Below are 25,381 nucleotides of genomic sequence, written 5' to 3' on the forward strand. Positions count from 1 at the left end.
ACGCACAGCGGGCGCAGGGAGAAGCGTGTGTGCTTCCTCCCCGCGCCCGCTGTGTTTGTCTTAGACATGCACGGTTAGGTGCTCGGCGCGTGCGCCTTAGTCACGAGAGTGGGTGACCATCTCTTCCCACTCGACGAACTTCTTGCGCTCGCGGCCCTCGGCCTCACCCAGTGCGCGCTCGGCGGCGTCGAGCTTCTTCCAGCCCTCCCAGGTCAGGTGCTCCAAGCCCTTGGACTTGAAGAGTTCCACGATGTCCTCCTCGCGGGAGTGGGAGAGGTTGCCCGCATCGGCGTCGGCAAGCAGCATGCCGATGGTTTCCGTGGCATCGGACTTGGTGTTACCGATGAGCCCCACCGGGCCGCGCTTGATCCAGCCGGTGGTGTAGAGGCCCGGCACGACGTCACCGTCGAGGTCGACAACGTGGCCGCCGTCATTGTTGATGACGTTCTTCTGCTTATTGAAGGGAACGCCCTCGATGGCATCAGAGCGGTAACCCACGGCCAGGTAGACGGCCTGTGCCGGCCACTCGGTGAACTTGCCGGTGCCGGTGACGGAGCCATCGCCGTTGAGGGCAGTGCGCTCGGTCTTTACTGCTGTGACCTTGCCGTTCTCACCGATGAACTCCACCGGCTGCTCGAAGAGGTGGATCTGCAGGGTGTGCGGCGCATCCTTGGGCTCACGGATGGCGTAGCCCTCCAAGGTCTGGCACACCAGATCGCAGGACTTGGCCTCTTCGCGGGCCTTGAGGGAGGCCTCGTCGTAGTCGATGTCCTCCGGGTCCACCACCACGTTGATGGTGGGGGAGTGGTCGAGCTCCTTGAGCTCCAGCGGGGTGAACTTAGCCTGTGCCGGACCGCGGCGGCCGAAGACTCGCACGGTGGTGGCCTGATTCTTGGCCAGGGACTCGTAGACGTTATCGGGGATCTCGGTGGCTTCCTTAAGCTCATCGCCGGTCTTGGCCAGGATGCGGGCCACGTCGAGGCCCACGTTGCCCACGCCGATCACGGCGACGTCGGTGGCGGACAAGTCCCAGGAGCGCTCGAAGCGCGGGTTTCCGTCGTAGAAACCGACGAACTCGCCGGCGCCGTGGACGCCCTCGAGATCGGAGCCCGGGATCTGCATGCCCCGGTCACCAACGGCGCCGGTGGCGAAGACGACGGCGTCGTAGTATTCCTCAAGCTCGGAGACGGTGACATCGCGGCCCACAGTGATGTTGGACAGAAGGCGGATCTGTTCGGTGTCGAGCACTCGGTGCAGGGAGTTAATGATTCCCTTAATACGCGGGTGGTCCGGAGCCACTCCGTAGCGGATGAGCCCGAAGGGGGCTGGCATCTGCTCGATGAGATCGATCTGAACGTTGCCGCCGGTCTTCTTCACCAGGATGTCGGAGGCGTAGATGCCGGCTGGGCCGGCGCCGATGACGGCTACTTTCAGGGGCTGCTGGGTCATGATGGCCTTTCGGAATGTTGTAGTAACTAACGAAAGCTTAGGTCTAAACAAGCGTGGGTTTCATTGAACCGGCTTGTCTGCTGTAGGGCAACTGGGCCTAATTACATTCGGAGAACATTGTGGCATAAACCCAGCGTGCTTTGCATATTCGGGCGAAAATAAAAAAGACTGCTTTGTCTGTTTTGGCTAGACCGGTAGGTTTTCAGTAACCGACGAAAGGCAGCAGATTATGACCACCGCCACACAGCGAAAGCCACGCACGAAAAAACCGGAAGGCCAGTGGAAGATCGACGGCACCGCCCCGCTTAACGCTGACGAGGAGATCAAGCAGGCCGACGACGCTTTAGCCGTGCGCCAGCGCGTCATCGATGTCTACTCGAAGCAGGGCTTCTCCTCCATCCCCGCCGAGGATCTTGCCCCGCGTTTTAAGTGGTTGGGCCTGTATACCCAGCGCAACCAGAACCTGGGCGGTGAGATGACCTCCAAGCTCACCAACGCCGAGCTGCAGGATGAATACTTCATGATGCGCGTGCGCTTCGACGGGGGCCGCGCGGATCCCGCCAAGCTGCGCGCGGTAGGCGAGATTAGCCGCGATTATGCCCGTTCCACCGCGGACTTTACGGACCGCCAGAACATTCAGCTGCACTGGATTCAGATTGAAGATGTCCCCGCTATTTGGGAGAAACTGCGCTCCGTCGGCTTGGATACCTTGCTGGGCTGCGGCGACGTGCCCCGCGTCATCCTTGGCTCACCGGTAGCGGGTGTGGCGGCCGACGAGATTATCGACGCCACCCCGGCCATCGAGGAGATTAAGAACAACTATCTCCCGCGCGAGGAGTTTCACAACCTCCCGCGCAAGTTTAAGACCGCCATTTCTGGTAACTCCCGGCAGGACGTGACGCACGAAATCCAGGACATCGCTTTTGTTGGCACCGAGCACCCCGAGTACGGGCCGGGCTTCGATTGCTTCGTGGGCGGAGGCCTGTCCACCAACCCGATGCTCTCGCAATCCCTTGGCGCGTGGATCCCGCTTGAGCGCGTCCCGGAGGTGTGGGCCGGTGTTGCGCGCATCTTCCGCGACTATGGCTTCCGCCGAAACCGCAACCGCGCGCGCCTGAAATTCTTGGTGGCGCAGTGGGGCATTGAGAAGTTCCGCAGGGTCCTAGAAGAGGAGTATCTGGACGCGCCGCTTCTCGACGGCCTCCCGCTCCCCATCGCCCCCGGTAACCGCGACCACCTCGGCGTGCACCGCCAGCGGGACGGCAAGTTCTACGTGGGTGTCAAGCCCACTGTGGGGCATGCCACCGGCGAGCAGCTCATCGCCATCGCCGACGTGGCCGAGAAATTCGGAATCAACCGCATCCGTACCACCCCGATGAAGGAGCTTCTCTTCCTCGACGTCGCGGAAGAGGATATCCCCGCCCTGTCCCGCGCTTTGGATGAGACGGGCTTGTACTCCCAGCCTTCGGAGTTCCGCCGCGGCGTCATCTCCTGCACCGGCCTGGAATTTTGTAAGCTCGCCCACGTGACCACCAAGGCCCGCGCCATCGAGCTCGTCGACATCCTGGAAGATACCCTCGGTGACCTCGACGTGCCGCTGTCCATCGCCCTCAACGGCTGCCCCAATGCCTGCGCGCGCTCGCAGGTATCGGATATCGGGCTTAAAGGACAGATCGTGACCGATGCCGATGGCAATCGCGTCGAAGGATTCCAGGTCCACCTCGGCGGTGCCCTCGGCCTATCCCCGGACTGGGGCCGCAAGCTGCGCGGGCACAAGGTGGTGGCCGATGAAGTCCCCGACTATGTCATCCGCTTGGTCAATAAATACAAGGAGCAGCGCGAAGATGGCGAGCAGTTCCGCCACTGGGTGCTACGCGCGGACGAGGAGGACTTGCAATGAATTTCCGCCGCAAGCCCAACCCCAACCGCAACCACCCGGCGTACTGCCCCTACTGTGCCGGCACTGATCTTTTCCCAGACGAGGAAGACGACTTTGCGTGGAAGTGTCAGGAGTGCCTCCGCATCTTTTCCGTACGCTTCCACGGACAGGACGATGCCCCGGTAGCGCCCGCGCCGGCGGTGTCCTCAACGGAGGCTTTGCAGCGCTCCCTCGCTCGCCGCGGCCACTCCACCGCCACCGCCTAGGAAAAGGACACCGCCCAGCCATGACAGCCCCGACTTCCACCACCGCACTGCTGACCCTCTCGCACGGCTCGCGCCATCCCGCGGCCGCGGCGAGCGTGGCGGCCCTGACCCGCGCTGCCGGCGAGCTTGCCGGTGCGCCAGCCACCGCCGCGCACCTCGAGTTCAACGATCCTCCCCTCGAAGAGGCCGCGCGCAACCTTGCTGAACAAGGCGTGCGTGAGGCGGTGGTCGTGCCCCTGCTGTTTACTGAGGGCTACCACCAGCGCGTCGACGTTCCCGCCGCACTGGCTCAGGCCTCCGCGGCTTCCGGAGTCGCCCTCCGCCAAGCACGTGGCCTCGGCACCGGGGAGGATATGGCCAGGCTGCTCGCGCAGCAGGTGCCGGAAGGAACGGATACCGTCGTGGTGTACTCCGTCGGTTCCTCCGATGAGCGAGCGAATGCAGCGGTAGCTGACCTAGCAAGGCGCGTGGGAGAGCTCACCGGTTGTGCGGCGCGGGTCTCTTTTGCCACGCGCGGCGAGCGCCGGCCCGTGGGCTCGGAGGGGAGCCAGGAGGTCGTCGTGCCGCTCTTCGTGAGCCCAGGACTGCTCCTAGACCGCCTCGACACGGATTCCGGGGATGGCGGCGGCCAGTCTAGGCGTGTGCTCCCGCCCCTGGGGGAGGCGCTCGCCGGAATTGTGTCGCACCGCTATGCGGAGGTGGTCCATGCGTAGCCTCATCCTCATCGCGCTGGCAGGTGCTGCTGCGCAGCTTGTCGACGGCGGCATCGGCATGGGCTTTGGCGTAACTTCCACGACCATCCTGCTGCTGGCTGGTCTGGGGCCGGCAACAGCCTCTGCGGTAGTGCACACCTCGGAGCTCGGCACCACCCTGGTCTCCGGAATCAGCCACTGGCGCTTCGGCAACGTGCACTGGCCCACCGTGCTCAAGCTCGGTGTGCCGGGAGGCCTGTCTGCCTTCATCGGGGCGACGGTTCTGTCCAACCTCTCACTGGAAGCAGCCGCGCCCGTAACCTCCGCCATCCTCATCGCCTTGGGCATCAACCTGGTCTGGCGCTTTTCGCGAACGCGCAGCGCCGCACCGCGAGAATCCCGGCCGCATTCGACTCCTTTCCTCGCCGGCCTCGGCGTGGTGGGAGGCTTCGTCGACGCCTCGGGTGGCGGCGGATGGGGCCCGATTTCCACCTCGACACTGTTGGCGGTCGGCCGCGAACAACCGCGGCGCATTGTCGGCACCGTCAACACCGCAGAATTCCTTGTTACCTTTGGCGCGACGGCAGGCTTCATCGTCGGCCTCTGGGAAGAAATCGTGGCCAACGCCGCCGCGGTCGTGGCCCTGCTTATCGGCGGGGCGATCACTGCGCCGGTTGCGGCGTGGCTCATTTCCCGCATCAATCCCACGCTCCTCGGTGGATTCGTAGGAACGGTCATCGTGGTGCTCAACATCCCCAAAGCTCTGGGTTGGGCCCTGCAGCACCCGCAGACTCTCATCGTGCAGTCCATCGCGTTCGTTCTGGGCGTGGCGGTGACCGTATGGGGAAATGCCCGCCGTGCGCGCCGCGCTAGCGGCAAGGAAAACGAGCACAGCGGTTCCAGCACCGCGCCCCAGCGGGGCGGCAGCCGCGTTGTCGAAACCACGGAGCCGACCGGACGCGATGGCTTTCCGGCCGGCACTCCAGCGGAGGATTCAGAACCCGTCGGAGTGAGCTCGCCGCGATCCTAGGAACGTGCCGTATTGGCGTTGACTAGAGTCCGGCGACCTTGCCGATAACGATGACCGCTGGGGGAGCCACCGAGTTCTCCTCCATGGTTGCGCCTAGCTCGGCGAGTTCGCAGTGGAAGGCCCGCTCACCATCGAGGGAGCCCTCCTGGATGATGCGCACGGGGGTGTGGGGTGAGAGGGAGGCGTCGATCAGCGCGGTGGCAATGGCCGCCGCGTTCTTCACACCCATGATGACCGAAAGCGTGGCCCCAGACCGCGCGAGTGCTGCCCAATCCACCAAGGACTTGGGGTGGCCTGGCGGCAGGTGCCCGGAGACTACAGTGAAGGCATGGACGACGCCACGGTGGGTCACCGGCGTTCCTGCCAGCGCGGGGACGGCCACCGCCGAGGTCACGCCGGGGATGACCTCCACTGGGAGACCCGCGGCGGTAAGGGCGGTGAGCTCTTCGAAGCCGCGACCAAATACATAAGGATCGCCGCCCTTCAGACGCACCACGCGGCGGCCTGCCCGGGCGTGCTCGATGAGAATCTCGTTGATACGCTCCTGGGCCACTTGGGCGCGGTAGGGGATCTTGGAGACGTCGATAAGCTCCTTGGCGTCAACATCACACAGCTTATCCAGCTGGGCGGTGGGGCCGAGGTGATCAGCCACGATGACCTCGGCTTCCTGCAGCGCCCGCATGCCGCGCACGGTGATGAGATCCCACGCGCCAGGGCCGCCGCCGACAAGGACTACCGGATGAATGCTCATGGCCACTCATCCTAGCTATGCTCGGGCCTATGACTTCCTATGATCCCGAATCCGTGAGCTTCTTTGACATCGCCCACGAAGGTGCGCAAGCTCGCGTGGTGGCCGCCGCCGTACCGGAGCTGGCTCGCGTGCTGGGTGGGCTGCGCCCGCGCAGCATCGTCGTCCTTGCCGCTGACCAGGTTTCCCGCGCCGCTGCCCACGTCGCCGTGGGCCTAGCCGAGCCCGCTGAGGTTCCCATCATGGTCAGCGAATCGCTGCCGCTCTTTGTCGGTGCCCTCGACGTCGTGGTGGTGGCGGGGGATAGCCCATGGGCAGAGCGCGCGCTGCACGACGCCGCGCGCCGAGGGGCGACGACGATTCTCCTGAATGAGTTCGAGGATGCTCCCGAGGACACCGTCGTCATCGACACCCTTCCCACGGCCGAAGGGATTTCACCGGTGCGCGCCATCACGGCAGTGCATGCGGTGAGCGCGGTGTTAAGCGAAGACCCGGTGTTGGTCTCCCGCCGGCTGGAGGACGTTGCCGATGCCGTGGACCGCGAGCTGGAAGCGCTGTCACCGCAGCGCGATTCCACGACGAACCCCGGGCGCGCGTTGCGTGAATTTGTGGAAGGCGGCCGAATCATCCACAGCTGTGGACCCGATCCCTATGCGTTCTCGGAGGAGCGCACGCGGGTGCACCTCGACGCTCTCGTTGCCCGCATGGCGGGCACGCTGTGGACAGTCCATGGGCTAGGAGGGACCGTCGTCGACGCGGAAGGCTTAGGGCCGATTCTGCAGACAAATCCGACGGACATCTTCTATGACCCGTTTGAAGCGGAAGAGCCTTTGGTACCCTTGAAAGTTGTTTTATGGGGACAGGAAGAGGCGAACCTTCCCCACTCGTTCGCAGCGGCGAGCACCGATACCTCCTGTGGGGAATTGGCTCGCGCGCTGCAGTTGATTACGCGCAGTTATGCCGCGACCGCCTACGACGTGAAATAGAGGAAGTCAATGAAGTTGCTCACCAGTGCTGCCCGCAATTACTCGTGGGGCTCGCGCACGCTGATTCCGACGCTGCTCGGCGAGCCCGAGGCTCAAAGCCCGGTTGCTGAGCTGTGGTTTGGTGCGCACCCGGCGGATCCCTCAACGATTGAGGGAGAAAAGCTGGATGAGATCATCGCGGCGAATCCGCAAGGCCAGCTGGGGCAGCGGGTGGCTGACAAGTATGGCGCCGGCCTTCCCTTCTTGCTGAAGATTCTGGCGGCTGCAGAGCCGCTGTCGCTGCAGGCGCACCCTTCGAAGCAGCAGGCCGAGGAAGGTTTCGCCCGCGAGAACGCGGCGGGAATCGACCTCACGGCGTCAAACCGCAACTACAAGGATGACAACCACAAGCCAGAGCTCATCGTGGCGCTCACGGAGTTCTACGCCATGGCGGGTTTCCGTCCGCTAGCGCAGACCCGCAGCCTCTTTGCGGCCTTGGACTGCGAAGAACTGGCTCACTACGAGGGCATGCTCGACACCGATCCTGCCGCTGAAGGCGACAGCCTCCGCGCGCTGTTTACCACGTGGATTACGATCCCGGGTGCCAAGCGCAAGGAGCTGATCAGCGCGGTGGTAGCGGCGGGCGAGCGCCTGCGCGGCAACCAGGCGGGCGAGCCGTGGATGGCCACCGTGATGGCAACCGTGGCCAAGCTCAACGAGCAATATCCGGGGGATATCGGCGTGTTGGGCGCGTTGCTGCTCAATCACATCGTCCTGCAGCCGGGGGAGGCGATTTACCTTGACGCTGGGCAGCTGCATGCCTATGTCTCTGGCCTGGGTGTAGAGATCATGGCTAACTCCGATAACGTGCTGCGCGGTGGCCTGACCCCGAAGTTTGTTGACGTCCCCGAGCTGGTTAAAGTCCTCACCTACCAGGCGGCAGAAGATCCGCGCGTGGACCTGAAAGACGCAGCCGAGACAGGAGGCATAAAGGGTGCAGAGGCATGGTCCTACCCAGTGCCGATTGAGGAGTTCCTGCTGGATCGCGTCGAGCTTTCTGGTGAGGAGAGCGTCGAGGTCGACAGCGATGGCCCCATGATTGTGTTGTGCACCTCCGGCTCGGTGGCATTGAGCAATGCCGAGGCAGAAAACGTCAGCCTTGGCGCGGGTCACGCGGCGTGGATTCCCGCTAGCGACCCGGCCGCCACCGTTCGTTCCACCGGTGGCGAAGACGCCGAGGTATTTATCGCCCGCGTTTAGTCTGCGGCTGTTTCGTTAACTCTGCTGCCGTTTAGTTAACGGCGCGGGTAATTAGGCGGACTGCGTCAATGCTGATGCGGCGGTAGTTTCGCCGTTGTCGGCCGAATGAGAAGCGGAGGGGGTCGCAGCGGAAGGCTCCTCCGCCGCGGGAGCATCATCCGTCGGCGCGGCGGGAGTCGGGGCGGCCTCGTTGGTGCGGTAAGCCGCGGATTCGCGCTCCACTGCTTCCACTACATCGGCGCCTTGTACCTCGCCGCCCTGTGGAGCGGCATCGATAGGCTCGCCCTGTTGCGCTTTCGGCTCCGCATCAGGCGCGGGCGCGTTCTGAGTGAACCCGGCGGGGTGCGGGATGAAGGAGCCAAGCGGTTCAGGAACTCCAGTGTTCTGCGAGGGCGTAGGTTCCTTGGGTTGCGGCTGCTCAGCGGGCTGGCTGCCGTCCTGGTCCTCCACTGGGCCCTCTTGCGGCACGGCGGTCTGAGATTCCGGCGTGGCCGACGGCTGAGTGGGCTCGGAGCTTTGCTGAGGAGTACCCGGAATCGGTGTTTCGGAGGCCGGAGTAGAGCCGTCCGTTGGCGGCACGGCAGGGGCCATGCTGACCGGCGCCTGCGGGTACGGATTGTTCGGAGTTGCCTGCGGCTGCTGGTTCTGCAGTGAGGAAACATTGTCTGGGCGGTAGACGGCCGTGGGGCCAACCGGCTCCGTGCGGTTCACCACGGCATTCGGCGCCAGGTAGGGATCCTCTGCCGGCGCGGCGACATTAGTTTTCGATTGCTTCGACTGCGTGGACGTCGGGGTAGCCGTGGTCGTATAGGAATGCGTTGTCGAGGGAGCGGAAGATGCGGTGCTCGACACAGCGGTGGCAGCGGAGGGCTTAGACACGACGGATTCGGGCGCGCTGATGCGCCACACTGCGACGCCTACGGCGACGGCGCAGAGGAGGCCGGCCGCGACAAAGACCAAGATGCGGCGTGAACTGCTCGTCATGCGGGGCGCTCTCCTTCCTGCACAAAAGCCTGCGTAAATGTCACAAGTCGGTAACAACGATAACACGAATCTGGAGATAGTAAATGGCCTGGGCAAAATTCCCCGTTCAGGCGTGGTATAGGGCAGTGGGTGAAATGCAACATATGGAGGAGGGCAGGAGGAGGGGCAGTCGGAAGACGGCACGGAGCGATGTGACCGTAATAAAACCGCGCTCTTGACCGAAGCCTTGCATGAGGGCATCTAAAGAATGGTAGAAATTGGATTAGATACCGGCTGCGCGGAGCGCCCGCCCGTAAAGCTGCACCGGCCCACCGTGGATACAGGAACGCGGATAAAAACACAGACCCCTAATTCACTTAAGGATGAAGGAGAAAGCAATGAGCTCATGGGATGAGGACATCTTCGCCGACGAGGTCAACGTCGACTTCCTGGATGAACTGGCAGACCTCGAGGATGAAGAAATCGTTGCCGCGGTAGATGATGCCTGCGCGCTTGCGGTCTCGGGCGAAGAACAGACCGAGGAGGAGCAGCGTAACGCCTTGGCGGCGGCCACGATAGCCGCGATCTGGGCAGGCGCCCCGTTCAGCGCCGGGGAAGTCGTCGAAGACTATCCCTTCATCCGGGATCTCGCCGGATCCGGCAGCGAAAACCTCAACGAACATGCCCTGGAGTTGCTCGAAGAGGTCGAGGAAGACTACGACCTCGAACCCTTTATTGAGGCCCTGTCCTAACGGCAGTACTAGGTACACGCTAGATATAACAGCATGCTGATCAGTATTGAAGGAATCGATGGCGCGGGTAAAAACACCATTACCCAGCGCCTGCGGGAAGAACTAGCCTGCGATGTCGAAGTCTTGAGCTTTCCCCGCTACGAAGAGTCCATCCATGCGCAGCTCGCGCAGGAGGCCCTGTATGGGCGTATGGGGGATCTGACCGATTCGGTCTATGGAATGGCTACGCTCTTTGCGCTGGATCGGCACGGAGCCAAAGAGCAGCTCCTTGCCGCCGCTGAGTCCACGGATACCCTGCTCATCTTGGATCGCTATGTGGCTTCCAACGCCGCGTATTCCGCGGCGCGGGTTGGCGGTGAGCTCATCGTCGATTGGATCTATGAGCTCGAGTTTGAACGCTTCGGCCTGCCGGTGCCGCAGCTGCAGATCTTTTTGGATACCGACGTCGCCCTTGCCGGCCAGCGAGCCGTGGCCCGTGCAGCAGAGGATGAAGGGCGCAACCGCGACCGCTATGAGCGCGATGCCGCGTTGCAGTCTCGCACGGCGGCCGCCTACCGTCGCTTAGCAGAGCAGCAGTGGGCAGGGCGGTGGATCGCCACCGCGGATGCCGATATGATTATCCAAGCTGTCAAGGAGCTTGTAGGAGAACAATAAAGTGGCACCGAAAATCTTGGTCGTGGATGATGACCCGGCAATCGCCGAAATGCTCACCATCGTGCTCGAGGCAGAAGGGCTGGAGCCTATTGCCGTTAACGATGGAAATGAGGCGATCCCGGCCTTCCGCGAGCATGACCCGGATCTGATCCTGTTGGATCTCATGCTTCCGGGCATGAATGGCGTGGATATTTGCCGCGCCATTCGTACTGAGTCCTCGGTGCCCATCGTCATGCTGACGGCGAAGACAGACACCGTTGATGTGGTTCTCGGCCTCGAATCGGGGGCGGATGATTACATCACCAAGCCCTTCAAACCGAAGGAGCTCATCGCCCGTATCCGCGCGCGCCTGCGTCGAATCGATGGAGGTACGGGAGAAATTATTGAGGTGGGGGACCTGCTTATCGACGTCCCCGAGCACACCGTTACCCGCAAGGGCGGCGAGGAGATCTCGCTGACTCCGCTGGAGTTCGACCTTCTTCTGGAGATGGCGCGCAAGCCCGGCCAGGTGCATACTCGCGAGGCGCTGCTTGAATCTGTCTGGGGTTACCGCCACGCGTCCGATACGCGCCTTGTCAACGTGCACGTCCAGCGCCTGCGCGCGAAGATTGAGCACGACCCCGAGGATCCACACATCGTCCTCACCGTGCGCGGCGTGGGGTATAAGACCGGGAAAACCGCCGAGTAAAGGACTGCCGCTATTTTTGGTTGGTTAAGGCGAGTCCGGGATGGCGTCGTCGAGCGCTGGCGCACCTCCCTGCAGACACGTGTCCTGGGCATGATGTTGGTGGCCTCCACGGTGGTCATGATCATCCTGGCCTACGCGCTGGTGTCGGTGCTGACGCAGCAGCTGGTGAGCCAGAAGGAGGACACGGCGCTACAGGAGCTCGATCGCGCCCGCGTGGCCGTGGAACAGCAGATCGATGCCACCGGTACGGCAAACTCAACGCAGGTGCGCATCAATTCTGCACGCGCCGCCTTGGGCCAATTATCGGCGCAACAACCCGACGCCCAGGCCGTGTATGAACCGGTCATCGTCGTGGAGAATTCCGACGGCACGGCCACGACGTCCCCGGAGGGCTACCGCATCCCCGACGGGATGCGCGAGCTCGTTGGCCGGGGCCAAGTCGTGCAGCAATACGCCACGGTGGACCAGCAATCGGGAGCAACCTACAACGCGCTGATGGTGGGCACGCCCATTGAAAGCGACATCCCGAATACCCAGGTCTACCTCGTATTGTCAATGGAATCTGAGGAATCCACGATGGCGCTCATGCGTGGTTTGCTCTCGGCTGCCGGAGTGGTGGTGGTTGTCCTCCTCGTTGGCATCGCCTGGCTGGCCACCCAGCAGGTGATCGTCCCGATTCGCTCCGCCTCCCGCATTGCGCAGCGCTTTGCTGCCGGCCACCTGCGTGAGCGCATGGTGGTCAACTCAGACGATGAAATGGGCCGCCTCGCCTCCTCCTTTAACGACATGGCAGATAAGCTGTCTAAGCAGATCACCCAACTGGAGGAGTATGGCGATCTCCAGCGGCAGTTCACTTCTGACGTGTCCCACGAGCTGCGCACGCCATTGACAACGGTGCGCATGGCGGCGGATGTCATCGCGGAAGATGCGGATGAATTCAACCCTTACACCAAGCGCTCGGCGGAGCTGCTCATCAAGGAGCTGGATCGCTTCGAGGACTTGCTCGCGGACCTGTTGGAGATCTCTCGCCACGATGCCGGCGTGGCTGACCTCTCCACGGCCTCCATCGACATTCGCTCCTGCGTGGACTCCGCGCTGAGCCAAGTGGAGCACCTCGCCTCGGAGCTCGGAGTGGAGGTCGTCGTTCATGTGCCGGAGGAACCCGTCGCCGTGGAATGCGATTCGCGTCGCGTCGAGCGCATCCTGCGCAACCTGCTCGCGAACGCCATCGACCACTCTGAGGGCAATCCCATCATCGTGGACGTCGGCGCGACTGAGGACGCCGTCGGCATCGCCGTCACCGACTCCGGTGTGGGGCTCAAGGAAGGCCAAGAAGAGCTGGTGTTCAACCGCTTCTGGCGCGCGGATTCTTCGCGCAAGCGCCATTCTGGTGGAACCGGCTTGGGCCTTGCCATCGCTCGCGAGGATGCCGTGCTCCATGGGGGCACGCTCGACGCCATCGGCTACTACGGTATAGGCTCGCGCTTCCGATTGATCCTTCCACGCACCCCGGGGCAGCAGGTGGAGTCCGAGCCCATTGCTCTGGAAGAGCCGGGGGCACCGAAGCCCATAGAAGCAGAGGAACAATCCGCTCTTGAGCTGAGCGCTGATCCGGAGGCTCCTGCGGTTAAAGCAGAAACGGACAACGGGATTGTGTGGCCCTCCGAGCGTGAGGCCCGCGCCGTGGAGCCGCCTTTTAACCAAGACAGCGTGTCCGACTTCGAGGAGGAGGCTCAGCGATGATTCCAGCCCGCCGCCCGCTCGCAGTACTCAGTTGCGTCGCACTCACCGCTCTCGTTGGTTGTTCGACGTTGCCACATAACACCGATCCGCAGGTGATTAGTACCTTCGAACCGCATGACCGGGCCGACGATGCCGTCGTCGAGCCGCGCGCCGATAGCGAACCTGACTTGCTTGTCCGTGACTTCTATTCGGCCGTGGCGATTCCCACCGGAAACTACGCTGCCGCACGCACCTTCCTTTCCTCTGAGATAGCCAATTCTTGGGACCCTACTGACACCGTTCTCGTGGTGGACTCCATCGATCTGGTGACCTCGAACATGGAGGACGGTGCCCTGGAGTATTCGGTGCGCGGCAATATCATCGGCCGTCTGGCCAACGGCGGGGCCTATGTCCCCGATAACTCGCGTCTTGAGGCGACCGTTCGGCTGCGCCAATTCAATGGGCAATGGCGCATTACGGATCTGCCTACCGGTGCCGTGATTGAGCGCACCGAATTGCGCAATCGCTATCGCCCGCAGTCGCTGTACTTTTTCGATACGACTCAACGCCTGCTTGTGGCGGATCGTCGCTGGCTTTATTCGGGAAAGGATTCGATTGCCTCGGAGCTGGTCACGCTGTTGCTGCAGGGACCATCCTCCGATATCGCGCCGGCAACTTCCAGCCTGATCCCCAAGGACGCCACCTTTTTGGGAATCAATGATGGAGTCTATGAGTTCAGCGGCATGGCTTCGATGACTCAGGAGGAGCGCCTTAAGTTCGCCGCCCAGCTGGTGTGGACCCTCAACAACGCCGAGATCACGAACTCCGTCCGCGCCACCATCGATGGCAGCCCGCTTGTGGATGGCATGGAGGAGATGACCATTGATGATTTCGCGGAGTTTAACCCCGAGGTAGCCGCCCAATCGGTGCCCAAGCTTTATGCAGTCAACGATGGTTCGCTGCTTGAGGTTAAGGGTGAAGGCAGCGCCGAGGTGCCGGGCATGGCCGGGCAGATTCATGACATTCAGTCCGCCGATATCTCCGATGAGGGGATGGTGGCCGCCGTGCGCAAGCGCTCCGAGAAGGAGTCGCAGCTAACGATGGGCGAGCTGGGCCACGAGCTCGAGAATTCGATCAAGGGCGAGACTTTGGCCCGCCCCACTTTTGAGGTGGGCGGCCAGGTGGCGTGGACCGTCGTCGACGGCAAACACGTGGTCCGCGTGACGCGTTCTCCGGCCACCGGAGAGCTGAGCACCGCCGAGGTTGACACCTCTGCGTTGGAGAACGTGGAGGGAGAGATTTCGGTCATCCGTCTGTCACTCACGGGAGCGCGTATAGCCATGATTATCGACGGCAGCGTGTACACCGGTGTGGTTGCCCGCGCGACGTCGGGAGAGCGCCGCATTGTCAACGTCCACCAGGTGGGCCCGGAGCTGACCGGTTCGGCGCTGTCGGTGGAGTGGCAGACGGACGGCTCCCTGCTCGTGGGTACCTCCGCTTCGAATTCTCCGGTGTGGCGCATCGAGCAGGATGGTTCTTCGGCAACAACACTGCCTACCGGAAACATCACCGCGCCCGTGGTGGCGGTGGCGTCCTCACCGTCGACGCACTACGTCACCGATGCGCACGCCCTGTTGCAGCTTCCTGCGGGCGGGTCCGAGCGCTCCTATTGGCGTGAGGTCGAAGGTCTGCAGGGCGTGCGCTCCTCACCCATCATCGCGCGCTAGAGTCGCGCTAGAGTGGGGCGCATGCCGAAAAACCGGGGGATAGGGGAGGCCGCCGCCGCATTTCTGGAGCTGTTCCTGCCGCGCCCGTGCGCGGGGTGTGGCGGTGAGACCACTGCAGGCGGGGTGCTGTGCACGGCCTGCCAGGAACACCTTCGACAGGTGCCACGCCGCGTGGAACGTCCGCAGCCTCTAGGTTTTCCGGCCTGGGCCCTTGGCCCCTATTCCGATACTCGCCGTGGGGTCATCATCGCAATGAAGGAGCGCGGGCACCAGGCGGTGCGAGCTCACCTCGGTGCGGTGTTGGCTGCCGGAATCGAGTACCTGCGCGCACGCGGCGATATTCCGGAGACCGCGCTGCTCGTGCCGGCGCCCACACGCGCGTCGTCGGCCCGCCAGCGCGGTGGTGATCCCGTCGCTGCGCTGTGCCAGGCGGCGTCCGCCCGGCTTCCGGGCTGGGACGTGGTCAATGCCTTGAGCACGGCCGAAGGTAGTGCGGACCAGTCGCAGCTCGGCGCGGTGGAACGCGCCGACAATATGCGCAGGGCAGTGCTCTTGCGGCCTTGTGCCCGCGAGCTGGTGGGACGCAGTGTGCTGCTTGTCGACGACGTCATCACGACCGGAGCAACTCTTCGCGCCAGCGCCGCTCGCGTGTGGGCCATCGGGGGTGACGTGGCCGGTGCGATTGTGCTGGCAGATACGTAGGGAGGGGCGTCGCCAAGCATGCGCAGAGGGGGCCACTGACCGGGTTGGTTATGACCAGTGGTAGCATGAGGGGTGTCACAGGGAAGCGGGCATCAAGCCCCTCATCACAGGGCTGTGAGCGTCCGCAGAATGTGCAGTCATTCAGTCCCCACGAGAATAGGGAGGCATTTAATGTCCCAGCAGACCAACGCTCAGGTCACCATCACCGGCCGCAACGTGGAGGTTCCGGAGCACTTCCAGGATCGCGTCACTGAAAAGCTGGCCAAGATCGAGCGTCTTGATCCGACCCTGACGTTCTTCCACGTGGAGCTGCAGCACGAGCCGAACCCGCGCCGCGAGTCCGAGGCTGAGCGCCTGCAGATCACCGCCACCGGTAAGGGCCACATCGCACGCGCCGAGGCCAAGGAAGATTCCTTCTACGCGGCGCTCGAAACCGCCCTGGGCAAGATGGAGCGCTCCCTGCGCAAGGTCAAGGTACGTCGCGAGAACGTGAAGTCCGGCCACCGCGCTCAGAAGGGTACTGGTGAGATTGCTGCTGAGCTGGTCGCAGAGGCTGAAGCAGCCAAGCCGGCCAAGGAAGAGCGCTACATCGACCCCTACGCAGAGACCGTCGAGGACGTTCGCCCGGGCCAGGTTGTGCGCTTCAAGGAGCACCCAGCTACCCCGATGTCTGTTGATGATGCACTCAGCGAGATGGAGCTGGTTGGTCACGACTTCTACCTCTTCATCAACGAAGAGAACAACAAGCCTTCCGTGGTCTACCGCCGCCACGCATTCGACTACGGTCTCATCTCCCTGACGGATGCTGATGCTTAAGGCCTAAGCCTTCAAGGGCCTAGCGCCCCAACCCACAGGCTCCCTGCCCCGCAGCGCACGCGCGCAGCGGGGCAGGGAGCCTTCTTATGCCTCTATTAACATCTATTAATCCCTGTCTGCTGAGCTTTGCGTGGGGAGGAGGCGGCCGCAAGAGGGGTGCCGGGCAGTGGCCGGATTCGCCCTTTGGGTTGGGTGGCGAATCATTACAGAAAAGCTAGTGAGTACAATGGCGACGAGTTAACTTATTTGTCGCGACAAGAAGGATTATCTAGACGTGTTTGGACTTTCCAAGCTGCTCCGTGCCGGTGAGGGACGCACCGTCAAGCGCCTGGCTAAAATTGCAGATGATGTTATTGCCCTAGAAGATAAATTCGCGGCGCTGTCGGATGATGAGCTAAAGGCTAAGACTGACGAGTTTAAGAAGCGTCTGGCGGACGGCGAGAAGATGAATGACATTCTTCTCGAAGCATTTGCCACCGTGCGTGAGGCAGCCTGGCGCGTGCTCGACCAGAAGCACTACAAGGTGCAGATCATGGGCGGTGCAGCCCTGCACTTCGGCAACGTCGCCGAGATGCGCACCGGTGAGGGCAAGACCCTGACCTCCTTGCTGCCGGCCTACCTCAACGCGCTGGAGGGCAAGGGCGTGCACATCGTGACGGTCAACGATTACCTGGCCAAGCGTGACGCCGAGATGATGGGCCGTGTCCACCGCTGGCTGGGCCTTACCGTGGGCGTCATCCTTTCTGAGATGCGCCCTGCGGATCGCAAGGAAGCATATGCGTGCGATATTACGTACGGCACCAACAACGAGCTGGGCTTTGACTACCTCCGCGACAACATGGTCCGCTCGCTGAATGACACGGTCCAGCGCGGCCACAATTACTGCATCGTGGATGAGGTTGACTCCATCCTTATCGATGAGGCCCGTACCCCGCTCATTATTTCCGGTCCGGTTGACGGCTCCTCCCAGTTCTACGGCGTCTTCTCCCAGCTGGCGCCGAAGATGCGCGAAGGTATCCACTACGAGGTGGACCACAAGAAGCGCACCATCGGTGTGCTGGAGGAAGGCGTGGAATTCGTTGAGGATCAGCTGGGCATTGAGAACCTCTACGCCCCAGAGCATTCCCAGCTGGTGTCCTACCTCAACAACGCCCTGAAGGCCAAGGAGCTTTTCACCCGCGATAAGGACTACATCGTCCGCAACGGCGAGGTTCTCATCGTGGATAGCTTCACCGGCCGCGTGCTTGCTGGCCGTCGCTATAACGAGGGCATGCACCAGGCCATTGAGGCTAAGGAAGATGTGGAGATTAAGAACGAGAACCAGACTCTGGCCACCGTTACGCTCCAGAACTACTTCCGCCTGTACGAGAAGATTTCCGGCATGACCGGTACCGCAGAGACCGAGGCAGCCGAGCTGCACTCCATCTATGGTCTCGATGTGGTGCCGATTCCGACCAACAAGCCGAACCAACGTATCGACCACTCCGACCGTATCTACAAGACCCAAGAGGCGAAGTTCGCCGCGGTGGTTGATGACATTGAGGAACACGTCGCCGCAGGTCAGCCGGTGCTGGTGGGTACAACCTCTGTGGAGCGCTCCGAATACCTCTCCCAGTTGCTGAGCAAGCGCGGAATCAAGCACTCGGTGCTTAACGCCAAGCACCACGAGGAAGAGGGCCAGATTGTCGCCCGTGCCGGCCGCCCCGGCACCGTTACCGTAGCCACCAACATGGCCGGCCGTGGTACCGATATCGTGCTCGGCGGTAACCCCGAGGTCATCCTGGATGAAAAGCTGCGCGATCGCGGCCTCGATCCCTTCGAAGATGAAGAGAAGTACCAGGAGGCCTGGGACGCCGAAATCGATCGCGAAAAGGAACACTCCAAGAAGCTGGGTGACCAGGTCCGCGAGGCCGGCGGACTGTACGTGCTGGGCACCGAGCGTCACGAGTCGCGTCGTATTGATAACCAGCTGCGCGGCCGTACCGGACGCCAGGGTGACCCGGGCGAGACCCGCTTCTACCTGTCCATGCGTGATGAGCTCATGGTGCGCTTCGTGGGCCAGTCCATGGAGAACATGATGAACCGCCTCAATGTGCCGGATGACGTGCCAATTGAGGCCAAGATGGTGTCCAACTCTATTAAGGGCGCACAGGCGCAGGTCGAGAACCAGAACTTTGAGATGCGTAAGAACGTGCTCAAGTACGACGAGGTGCTGAACGAACAGCGCAAGGTGGTTTACGCTACCCGCCACGACATCCTTGAGGCCAGCGACATCAAGGACAACATCCGCGAGATGATCGACGACACCGTGTCTGCCTACGTGGCGGGTGCTACGGCCACCGGCTATGTGGAGGACTGGAACCTGGACGAGTTGTGGAATGCCTTGGAGTCCCTGTATGGGCCGACCAAGACGCATGAGGAGCTTGTCGACGGTACCGAGTACGGCTCCGCCGGCGAAATCTCCGCTGAGCAGCTGCGCGATGCACTGGTGGCTGATGCCAACTCCGAGTACGACAAACTTGAAGAGTCCGTCAGCGCCATCGGCGGCGAGAGCCAGATGCGCAATGCAGAGCGCATGATCATCTTGCCGATCATTGATCAGAAGTGGCGTGAGCACCTCTATGAGATGGACTACCTCAAGGAGGGCATTGGCCTGCGTGCAATGGCACAACGTGATCCTCTGGTGGAATACCAGAAGGAGGGCGGCGACATGTTCAACGCCATGAACGAAGCTGTGAAGGAAGAAACTGTGCGCCAGCTGTTTATGTTGCGTAAGCAGTTCAAGGCGCAGGAAGAGGCGAATGCCGCGGACGAGGCGGAAGCCTAGTAAATGCCAACGCCACAGCGTTATTGAGCGCTGAGGCACTTCCGAGACGCCGTGTGGGAAGTACTCCCCGCGGCGTCTTTTTTATTGGAGGCACTTAGGTATATACTGGCAAATTAGTAATTATTATTCTTCGGAGGTTGAGTGAGTATGCGCCGCTTGTCTGTGCGAGTAGGTCTATCCGTGTTCGCATCTGCCACCCTGCTGGGTGGCGGCGCGGCTGCATCTGCTGTGGAGCTTGCTCCCGAAGAACAGTGCCAGCTCTCTTCCGTCTTGAGCTCGCAGGGAGATGTATCCGCCAAGGACACGGTACTCAGCTCCCAGGACATTGTCCCCACCGAGTGTGGCGCAGTGGCCACGCCGGAAAGTGTGGAAGAAACCACCAAGAAATCACCGGTAGTGGGGGCCACGATGTTCGGCGGTATCAGTTTGGCTTTGGTGAGTGCTTCCGCTGCATTCGCGGGCATCGACTGGACGCCAATCTTGATCAAGCTGGGGTCGCTTTTCTAAACTTCCGGCTCCCCGTTGCCGTGGGGATGCATGCCGACTGAAAGCAACCGGAAGGAACTCAGGTGCCGTCCAACGGCGGCGCCGGTAAAGGCGCGTCGCGTCGATCCCATCAGCACTGAGCCGAAGAACTCGCCATTCGAGCGCGCATGCAAGCTACGCAGCGCCATCCCTCCGCGCCACTCCGAGGACGCCTGGGCCTTCCGCCAAGCGCGGACATGGTTTGCAATTTCCGGTGCAAAACGTGGGTTGTTGAGGTGGCTTAAAGGCCGCAGCGCGGCGGCAACTTCTAGAACTATGACTACAAGCCCGTGGATCTCTTTCCGCGTAGCGAGGTCACCCGCAGTAGGTTGACGCTCGTAGCGGATACGCTGTGGGGCGACATACAGCTGCAAATGGCTCATGCCAGGGATGGGGGTGTACATGGGGATCGCGTCCTCTTCCGCGATAAGCGGGGCGGAGGAGTGCACGAAGGCTAGGTTCGGGGCGGGCGCGGTGAAGGAAGGTGGACGCACGTTCATTGTGCCACGGTAGGCCTATATGCGGCTAGAGCACTGCAGTGCATAAGCCGGTGAGAGCGGGCAGGCGGTATGTTCGCTATACTTTCGGACGATAAACACAGTTCAATGCGAAGGGTAGATAATATGCGTGGACTCATCGTCGATTTTGTAGGCGTTCTTGACGGCACCGAAGAAGACGTCAAGCGCTGGCGGGATCTGTTCGCCGCCGCGAAATCAAACGGAGTTGCCACCGCAATCCTTTCCAACGATCCGGGCGGCCCGGGCGCTGAGCACATTCGTGAGTGGGAATACCGCGGCATCGTTGATGCCGTTGTGCTTTCTGGTGAGGTCGGCGCTGAGAAGCCGGAGCGCGCTGCTTTCCAAGCCGCAGCGGATGCCATTGATCTGCCGATTAATGACTGCGTCATGGTGGATGACTCCATCGTTAACGTGCGTGCGGCGGTGGAAAACGGCATGGTCGGCATGCTCTACACCGTCTTCGACCGCACGAGCGTAGAGGTTCAGGCAGTCTTCGACATTGAAGGTGAGTTCTAAGTGTCGAAGGATGTGCGCGTCTTCCTGCCGGCAACCTTTTCTATGCTGGCTGAGCTCGAGGAAACCGGCCAGCTTGCTGCCCGCAGCGGTTGGGGTTTTGCGCTAACCCCCGCGCTGCGCGAGTTCTACACCGAGGGTGACGAGGAAGAGATCGAATACTCCGCGTTCCTCGAAGCATCTATGGCTTCGCTGAGGCTCTTGGCTATCGGTGATGAGGAGAAGTTTCCGCACCGCCGAGTCGTCATTTCCGTCGACGTGGACGAGTCCGTGGTGACCCCGAAGCCGGACATGGGGGAACCGGTCGTGGCGCTGGAGCCCGCGACCATCACGAAGGACAATCTTCAGGCCATCCACGTGGACATCGAAGAGTCCGAAGCCGCTACTGCCAAGGCTATCGACGCCATCGATAACGCCGACCTTGGTGACGAAGATGCTGAGCTCGCCGTCGGTGATGCCCTGGATAATTTCATGGCCTTCTATGACCCGACCGAATTGCTTATCCTCGTGGAGCTTCTCTAAGTATTTTCTGGGCTTTCATCGCCGTGGGTTCATGCATGGTGCTAATCTGAGCCTTTATTGTCGTCGCCAGAAAAGGAGCACCATCATGAAGGCAACTCGCTTTGCTAGCCTTGTCACCGCTCCGGCCCTGAGCACCGCATCTCTCGTCTCAGTGCCAGCTGCCGGAGCTGAGGAAGCAGTAGCGCCGACAGCGCAGACTACTCAGACCGCGCAGGGGAGCTCTGCTCAGGGAACGGTTCACAACGAACCGAATCCCAGCAATCCGGACCCCGACATGGCCGTGATGCCTAAGACTCCGTGGTTGCGAATTCTTGAGGGTTCCTCGCAGGGGCCGGCAGGCGTGATCATCGCGATCCTTTTCGGCATCGTGAGCATCGGCCTAGCCGCGTACAAGGAGTTCGGTGATTACCTGCCCAAGCTGGGCTAAATGCTGATAGCCTGCAGGGGTAATAGTCAGCCTGATCGAAAGGTCCCCTCAGCATGTCTTCCTCTCGTCTTCGCCGGGTAGTTGCCGCCTCTACCGTGTCTGTTGCTGTCCTAGCCAGCGGTGTCGTTGCCCCCACGGCCGGAGCCGTAACCACTTCCATCAAGGATGAGAAGTGCACCATTACCTTGAGCGAGGAGGAGGCGAGTGATCTTAAGAATGCGGAATCGAAGGACAACGATGTCGATAGCAGCCTGCTGAAGGATGGCCTGAAGATTCTGCCCAAGGACGCCGAAAAGCGTGCACGTGACGTGGAGAATCAGTCGGAAGAGCTCTACCGTGCCCTAGCTGGCTATGAGGTAGACGCTGAACTCGATGGTGAGGAATCCGCCAAGCGCGCCAAGAACAACATTGCGGTGGTGGAGGCCTTCCGCAAAATTGCGCCCGACTACGTTAAAGCTCTCAAGGCCTGTGCGAAGAAAGAAGAGCTCAATAAGGAACAGGAAGGCGGTGGCAACACCTCTTCCAACATTGACACGGGCGGCGCTGTCATTCTCGGGGTTTCCGGTGGCTTGGCCGTGATCCTCATGGCTCTTCGCGCGGCAGGCCCCTACCTGAAGACCGTCCTGCCACCGCAGCTGACGGCAATGCTCCCGATCTAAAGCCTAGGTGCCTTAAGAACGCGCAAGCCCCTTCCTATAGGAAGCTTCGGGCTTAAGGCCCTATAGGCCTTAAGCCCAGTCAACATTGGTGCGCAGGGACGCCAGCAGGGTGCGCACTGCATCGCGACGGCGCGCAGAAGCCGTGCCCTCTTCGATGCGTAGGTCGAGCCCGCATTCGGGGTCCGCGGGTGGCCCGGCATGCGTGCAGCCACGCGGGCAGTCCTCGATGGCTTCGGCAAGATCGTCGAAGACCTCAATAACGTTTTCCGCGTCAATGTGGGCTAAGCCGAAGGAGCGGATGCCGGGGGTGTCAATGATCCAGCCGCCGTGTGGTGTGCTTCCTTCAGCGGGCAAACGCAACGCTACCGACTGCGTCGACGTGTGCCGGCCCTTGCCCACGGCGGAAACCTCGCCGGTCTCCCGGTTGGCATCCGGAACAAGCCGGTTCACCAGGGTGGACTTTCCCACGCCCGAGTGGCCGATGAGGGCGGTGACGTGGCCGTCGATTGCCGCACAGACTTGCTCTAGCCCGTCGTCGACGCCAGCCTCCACCACGGTGACATCCAGATCCGCAAACTCCTGTGCAAACGGGGTGGGATCAGTGAGGTCTGTCTTCGTCAGACACAGCACCGGCTGGATATTTCCGGCAAAGGCAGCGATCAAAGCACGCTCCACGAACCCGGAGCGCGGCGGCGGATCGGCCACGGCGCTCACGATGAGTAGGCGGTCGGCGTTTGCTACCACGATGCGCTCATAAGGGTCGGTGTCATCTGCGGTGCGCCGGAGGACGGAGCGGCGCTCCTCGAGCTTCACGATGCGTGCGAGGGTGTCTTTCTTACCCGAGGTATCGCCTACGACGCCGACCCGATCACCAACCTCGACCGGAGTGCGGCCCATTTCGCGGGCGCGCATAGCGGTAACCACGGGGCCGTCGTTATCAAGCGCGACACCCCAGCGCCCGCGGTCTTTGGTGATGACCATGCCAAACTTGGCATCCTTGTGCTTCGGGCGGTCCTTCGTGCGCGGTCGCGACCCCTTTCCGGGCCGGATGCGGACGTCGGATTCGTCGTAGCTACTTGCGCGCCTAGCCACGGATCATGGCCTCCCACATATCAGCAAAGCCAGGCAGAGTCTTGGACGTGGTGTCAATATCCTCGACCTGGACGCCGTCAACGGCCAACCCGATAATGGCTCCGGCTGTCGCCATGCGGTGATCCGCATAGGAATGCCATACCCCGCCGTGGAGTGGGGCAGGGGTGATGCGGAGGCCGTCGTCAAGTTCGGTGACGTTGCCACCAAGGGCGTTGATCTCCGCAGCGAGAGCCGCCAGGCGGTCCGTCTCGTGGCCACGCAGGTGTGCGATGCCAGTCAGCGTCGACGGGGTGGAAGCTAGCGCGCAGAGCGCAGCCACAGTGGGGGTGAGCTCACCGATATCGCCCATGTCGAGATCGATGCCGCGCAGGCTGCGCAAGCCTTCCTGCGGGCCGGTCACCTTTAGGTAAGACTCTTCGCCGGGAGCCTGGGGGACATACTCGACCTTCGCGCCCATCTGCTCCAGGATGCCTCGGAAGGCATCACCCGGCTGGTGGGTTTCCTCCGGCCAGTTCGGAATGCTCACGCTGCCGCCAGAGACGGCGGCAGCGGCAAGGAACGGAGTGGCGTTGGAAAGATCCGGTTCAATGCGCCACTCGCGGCCTTCAATCTCACCATGGCGCACGTCCCAGGTGTCCTCGCCCACCTCGACGTGGACACCGGCTTCGCGCAGCATACCGACGGTCATCAGGATGTGTGGCTGGGAGGGCACTGTGCCGCCTTCGTGGCGCACGATCAGTCCATTGCGGTAGTGTGCGCCGGCTAGGAGCAGACCGGAGACGAACTGGGAGGAGGCGGACGCATCGATGGTGACCTCGCCGCCCTCCGGAACGCCGTGGGGGGTGATGGTCAGCGGCAGGCTGTCGCCCACAATGTCCACGCCCAGCTCACGCAGAGCCGCGGTCATCGTGGACATGGGGCGATTGCGGGCATAAGGGTCACCGTCGATGACAACGGGGCCATCCGCTAGCGCTGCCACCGGTGGTAAAAAGCGCATAATTGTGCCGGCTAGGCCGCAATCTACCTTCGCTCCATGCAGCTTTCCGGGAGTCACATGAAGATGCGAGCCTTGTTCGGAGATACCCACGCCCATGGCCTGCAAGGCCTCCTTCATCAGGTTGGTATCGCGGGAGACCAGCGGGTGATAGACGATAGACGGGGAGTCAGCCAGCGCAGCAAGGATGAGGGCGCGGTTGGTCATCGATTTTGACCCGGGGAGGTTTTGCGCCCAGGACAATGGCCCAGACGGTTGGGGTGCGCTCCAGAATTCAGACATGTAGTCCATAATAAAGGGCATGTGCGGAAGATTTGTTCTGTTCACCGAGTCCCTACTGGAACAAGTAGGCGCGTGGGAGTCCATCACGGAGGTCCACGCACCGGAAGGTCTGCCACCGGCGCGGTATAACATCGCCCCAACCCAGACCATCGCCATCGTCCGAGTTGAGGAGCATACCGCTCGCGTGGAACCTGCGCGTTGGGGGCTTATTCCGCACTGGAAGAAAGATCTGGACGGCCCGCCGCTATTCAATGCACGCGCGGAGACCGTGGCGAAGAAACCCTCCTTCCGCGATGCCTTCAAGGCACAGCGCTGCGTCATCCCGCTGGACGGCTATTACGAGTGGAAGGCTGGGGAGGACAAGAAATCCAAGAAGCAGCCTTATTACGTCACCGGCCCTGATGGCCTGCTGTGGGCAGCAGGGCTATGGGCCACGGGCATGGATAGGCTGTCGGCCACGATGGTGACCACGGTTGCCACGGAGGAGATGGCATGGCTGCACCACCGGCTGCCCAAGTTTTTGACCACGGAGGAAATCGCGCCCTGGCTGGCGGGGGAGGCGCTTCTGGAGCCGAGCACCGTGCGGGGCTTTCAGGCACGCCCCGCGGACCCGGCGGTGGGCAATGTGTGCAACGACTACGCAGAGCTTATCGACGAACCACCGTCGACCACCTTGTTCTAACTCGCCCGGCGACCGGCTAACGCCGGT

The 25,381-nt window shown here is 62.1% G+C and carries 26 protein-coding genes; 20 read left to right on the plus strand and 6 right to left on the minus strand.

Features of this window, described 5'->3' with window-relative positions; genetic code table 11:
- Nucleotides 1-96 precede the first annotated feature (96 nt).
- Nucleotides 97-1,449 carry an FAD-dependent oxidoreductase gene (locus HMPREF2967_RS01830; protein WP_070684127.1) on the minus strand — a complete coding sequence of 451 codons (1,353 nt, stop codon included), beginning with the start codon at nt 1,447-1,449 and terminating at the stop codon, nt 97-99.
- Nucleotides 1,450-1,678: 229 nt separating this feature from the next.
- Between HMPREF2967_RS01830 and HMPREF2967_RS01835 the strand changes: the two genes are divergently transcribed.
- Genes HMPREF2967_RS01835 through HMPREF2967_RS01850 form a run of 4 tightly spaced genes read left to right on the plus strand, consistent with a single transcriptional unit; the run spans nt 1,679 to nt 5,316 of the window.
- The gene (locus HMPREF2967_RS01835) at nt 1,679-3,349 is read left to right on the plus strand and encodes a nitrite/sulfite reductase (RefSeq protein ID WP_070597284.1); all 1,671 of its coding nucleotides are present in this window, start codon (nt 1,679-1,681) and stop codon (nt 3,347-3,349) included.
- On the plus strand, nt 3,346-3,594 hold the full coding sequence (locus tag HMPREF2967_RS01840) for a hypothetical protein (protein ID WP_070624421.1): 249 nt from the start codon (nt 3,346-3,348) through the stop codon (nt 3,592-3,594). The genes HMPREF2967_RS01835 and HMPREF2967_RS01840 overlap by 4 nt, the downstream gene beginning before the upstream one ends.
- 20 nt (nt 3,595-3,614) lie before the next feature.
- Nucleotides 3,615-4,307, plus strand: coding sequence for a sirohydrochlorin chelatase (locus HMPREF2967_RS01845; RefSeq protein ID WP_070624422.1), 693 nt, complete (start codon nt 3,615-3,617; stop codon nt 4,305-4,307).
- Nucleotides 4,300-5,316 carry a sulfite exporter TauE/SafE family protein gene (locus HMPREF2967_RS01850; RefSeq protein WP_070624423.1) on the plus strand — a complete coding sequence of 339 codons (1,017 nt, stop codon included), beginning with the start codon at nt 4,300-4,302 and terminating at the stop codon, nt 5,314-5,316. Before HMPREF2967_RS01845 ends, HMPREF2967_RS01850 begins: the two co-directional genes overlap by 8 nt.
- A gap of 22 nt (nt 5,317-5,338) precedes the next feature.
- Here HMPREF2967_RS01850 and cobA read toward each other — a convergent pair whose 3' ends face one another.
- The gene (cobA, locus tag HMPREF2967_RS01855) at nt 5,339-6,067 is read right to left on the minus strand and encodes a uroporphyrinogen-III C-methyltransferase (protein WP_070684730.1); all 729 of its coding nucleotides are present in this window, start codon (nt 6,065-6,067) and stop codon (nt 5,339-5,341) included.
- A gap of 29 nt (nt 6,068-6,096) precedes the next feature.
- Between cobA and HMPREF2967_RS01860 the strand changes: the two genes are divergently transcribed.
- Together HMPREF2967_RS01860 and manA are read left to right on the plus strand one after the other, a co-directional pair.
- Complete coding sequence (locus HMPREF2967_RS01860; protein ID WP_232770576.1) at nt 6,097-7,050, plus strand: exopolyphosphatase; 954 nt, start codon at nt 6,097-6,099, stop codon at nt 7,048-7,050.
- 9 nt (nt 7,051-7,059) lie between these two features.
- A complete protein-coding gene (gene manA, locus HMPREF2967_RS01865; protein ID WP_070684734.1) occupies nt 7,060-8,289 on the plus strand; it encodes a mannose-6-phosphate isomerase, class I in 1,230 nt (409 codons plus the stop codon).
- A gap of 51 nt (nt 8,290-8,340) precedes the next feature.
- Here manA and HMPREF2967_RS01870 read toward each other — a convergent pair whose 3' ends face one another.
- The gene (locus tag HMPREF2967_RS01870; protein ID WP_070684736.1) at nt 8,341-9,273 is read right to left on the minus strand and encodes a DNA-directed RNA polymerase II; all 933 of its coding nucleotides are present in this window, start codon (nt 9,271-9,273) and stop codon (nt 8,341-8,343) included.
- Between the two features lie 377 nt (nt 9,274-9,650).
- On the opposite strand from HMPREF2967_RS01870, the gene HMPREF2967_RS01875 reads away from it, so the two are divergent.
- The 9 genes from HMPREF2967_RS01875 (at nt 9,651) to HMPREF2967_RS01915 (ending at nt 19,647) form a co-directional block, all read left to right on the plus strand.
- Nucleotides 9,651-10,004, plus strand: a complete 354-nt coding sequence (locus HMPREF2967_RS01875; protein WP_070522555.1) for a DUF4259 domain-containing protein — start codon at nt 9,651-9,653, stop codon at nt 10,002-10,004.
- A 33-nt stretch (nt 10,005-10,037) separates the two neighbouring features.
- Complete coding sequence (locus HMPREF2967_RS01880) at nt 10,038-10,658, plus strand: dTMP kinase (RefSeq protein WP_070522557.1); 621 nt, start codon at nt 10,038-10,040, stop codon at nt 10,656-10,658.
- Nucleotide 10,659: 1 nt separating this feature from the next.
- Nucleotides 10,660-11,346 (plus strand): MtrAB system response regulator MtrA, encoded by a 687-nt coding sequence (gene mtrA, locus HMPREF2967_RS01885; RefSeq protein ID WP_070684131.1) that lies wholly within the window; start codon nt 10,660-10,662, stop codon nt 11,344-11,346.
- Between the two features lie 69 nt (nt 11,347-11,415).
- On the plus strand, nt 11,416-13,089 hold the full coding sequence (gene mtrB, locus HMPREF2967_RS01890; RefSeq protein WP_255365779.1) for an MtrAB system histidine kinase MtrB: 1,674 nt from the start codon (nt 11,416-11,418) through the stop codon (nt 13,087-13,089).
- On the plus strand, nt 13,086-14,795 hold the full coding sequence (gene lpqB, locus HMPREF2967_RS01895) for an MtrAB system accessory lipoprotein LpqB (protein WP_070522565.1): 1,710 nt from the start codon (nt 13,086-13,088) through the stop codon (nt 14,793-14,795). Before mtrB ends, lpqB begins: the two co-directional genes overlap by 4 nt.
- Before the next feature lie 21 nt (nt 14,796-14,816).
- Nucleotides 14,817-15,497: a ComF family protein gene (locus HMPREF2967_RS13370; protein ID WP_070684738.1), complete on the plus strand. Its 681-nt coding sequence runs from the start codon at nt 14,817-14,819 to the stop codon at nt 15,495-15,497.
- 171 nt (nt 15,498-15,668) lie between these two features.
- Nucleotides 15,669-16,313 (plus strand): ribosome hibernation-promoting factor, HPF/YfiA family, encoded by a 645-nt coding sequence (hpf, locus tag HMPREF2967_RS01905; protein WP_070522571.1) that lies wholly within the window; start codon nt 15,669-15,671, stop codon nt 16,311-16,313.
- A 274-nt stretch (nt 16,314-16,587) separates the two neighbouring features.
- Entirely contained in the window at nt 16,588-19,140 is a 2,553-nt protein-coding gene (secA, locus tag HMPREF2967_RS01910; RefSeq protein ID WP_070522573.1) for a preprotein translocase subunit SecA, read from the plus strand.
- 180 nt (nt 19,141-19,320) lie between these two features.
- Nucleotides 19,321-19,647 carry a hypothetical protein gene (locus HMPREF2967_RS01915; protein WP_232755616.1) on the plus strand — a complete coding sequence of 109 codons (327 nt, stop codon included), beginning with the start codon at nt 19,321-19,323 and terminating at the stop codon, nt 19,645-19,647.
- Here HMPREF2967_RS01915 and HMPREF2967_RS01920 read toward each other — a convergent pair.
- The gene (locus HMPREF2967_RS01920; RefSeq protein ID WP_227486282.1) at nt 19,644-20,165 is read right to left on the minus strand and encodes a hypothetical protein; all 522 of its coding nucleotides are present in this window, start codon (nt 20,163-20,165) and stop codon (nt 19,644-19,646) included. The genes HMPREF2967_RS01915 and HMPREF2967_RS01920 overlap by 4 nt on opposite strands.
- 123 nt (nt 20,166-20,288) lie before the next feature.
- Between HMPREF2967_RS01920 and HMPREF2967_RS01925 the strand changes: the two genes are divergently transcribed.
- The 4 genes from HMPREF2967_RS01925 to HMPREF2967_RS01940 all read left to right on the plus strand — a co-directional run bounded on the left by HMPREF2967_RS01925 (nt 20,289) and on the right by HMPREF2967_RS01940 (nt 22,304).
- Entirely contained in the window at nt 20,289-20,699 is a 411-nt protein-coding gene (locus HMPREF2967_RS01925) for an HAD-IA family hydrolase (RefSeq protein WP_070522579.1), read from the plus strand.
- Nucleotides 20,700-20,711: 12 nt separating this feature from the next.
- The gene (locus HMPREF2967_RS01930) at nt 20,712-21,218 is read left to right on the plus strand and encodes a DUF6912 family protein (protein WP_198531007.1); all 507 of its coding nucleotides are present in this window, start codon (nt 20,712-20,714) and stop codon (nt 21,216-21,218) included.
- 85 nt (nt 21,219-21,303) lie between these two features.
- Nucleotides 21,304-21,645, plus strand: a complete 342-nt coding sequence (locus HMPREF2967_RS01935) for a hypothetical protein (RefSeq protein ID WP_070522585.1) — start codon at nt 21,304-21,306, stop codon at nt 21,643-21,645.
- Nucleotides 21,646-21,698: 53 nt separating this feature from the next.
- Nucleotides 21,699-22,304, plus strand: coding sequence for a hypothetical protein (locus HMPREF2967_RS01940; RefSeq protein WP_070522588.1), 606 nt, complete (start codon nt 21,699-21,701; stop codon nt 22,302-22,304).
- 69 nt (nt 22,305-22,373) lie between these two features.
- On the opposite strand, the gene rsgA is transcribed toward HMPREF2967_RS01940, so the two are convergent.
- Complete coding sequence (gene rsgA, locus HMPREF2967_RS01945; RefSeq protein ID WP_070522591.1) at nt 22,374-23,396, minus strand: ribosome small subunit-dependent GTPase A; 1,023 nt, start codon at nt 23,394-23,396, stop codon at nt 22,374-22,376.
- Nucleotides 23,389-24,693 (minus strand): 3-phosphoshikimate 1-carboxyvinyltransferase, encoded by a 1,305-nt coding sequence (gene aroA, locus HMPREF2967_RS01950; RefSeq protein WP_070684141.1) that lies wholly within the window; start codon nt 24,691-24,693, stop codon nt 23,389-23,391. Before aroA ends, rsgA begins: the two co-directional genes overlap by 8 nt.
- Here aroA and HMPREF2967_RS01955 point away from each other — a divergent pair.
- Nucleotides 24,692-25,354, plus strand: coding sequence for an SOS response-associated peptidase (locus HMPREF2967_RS01955; RefSeq protein WP_070684143.1), 663 nt, complete (start codon nt 24,692-24,694; stop codon nt 25,352-25,354). The two genes, aroA and HMPREF2967_RS01955, sit on opposite strands and share 2 nt — an antisense overlap.
- Nucleotides 25,355-25,381: the final 27 nt, after the last annotated feature.

It is taken from the genome of Corynebacterium sp. HMSC059E07 (assembly GCF_001814395.1).
Lineage (GTDB): Bacteria > Actinomycetota > Actinomycetes > Mycobacteriales > Mycobacteriaceae > Corynebacterium > Corynebacterium hesseae.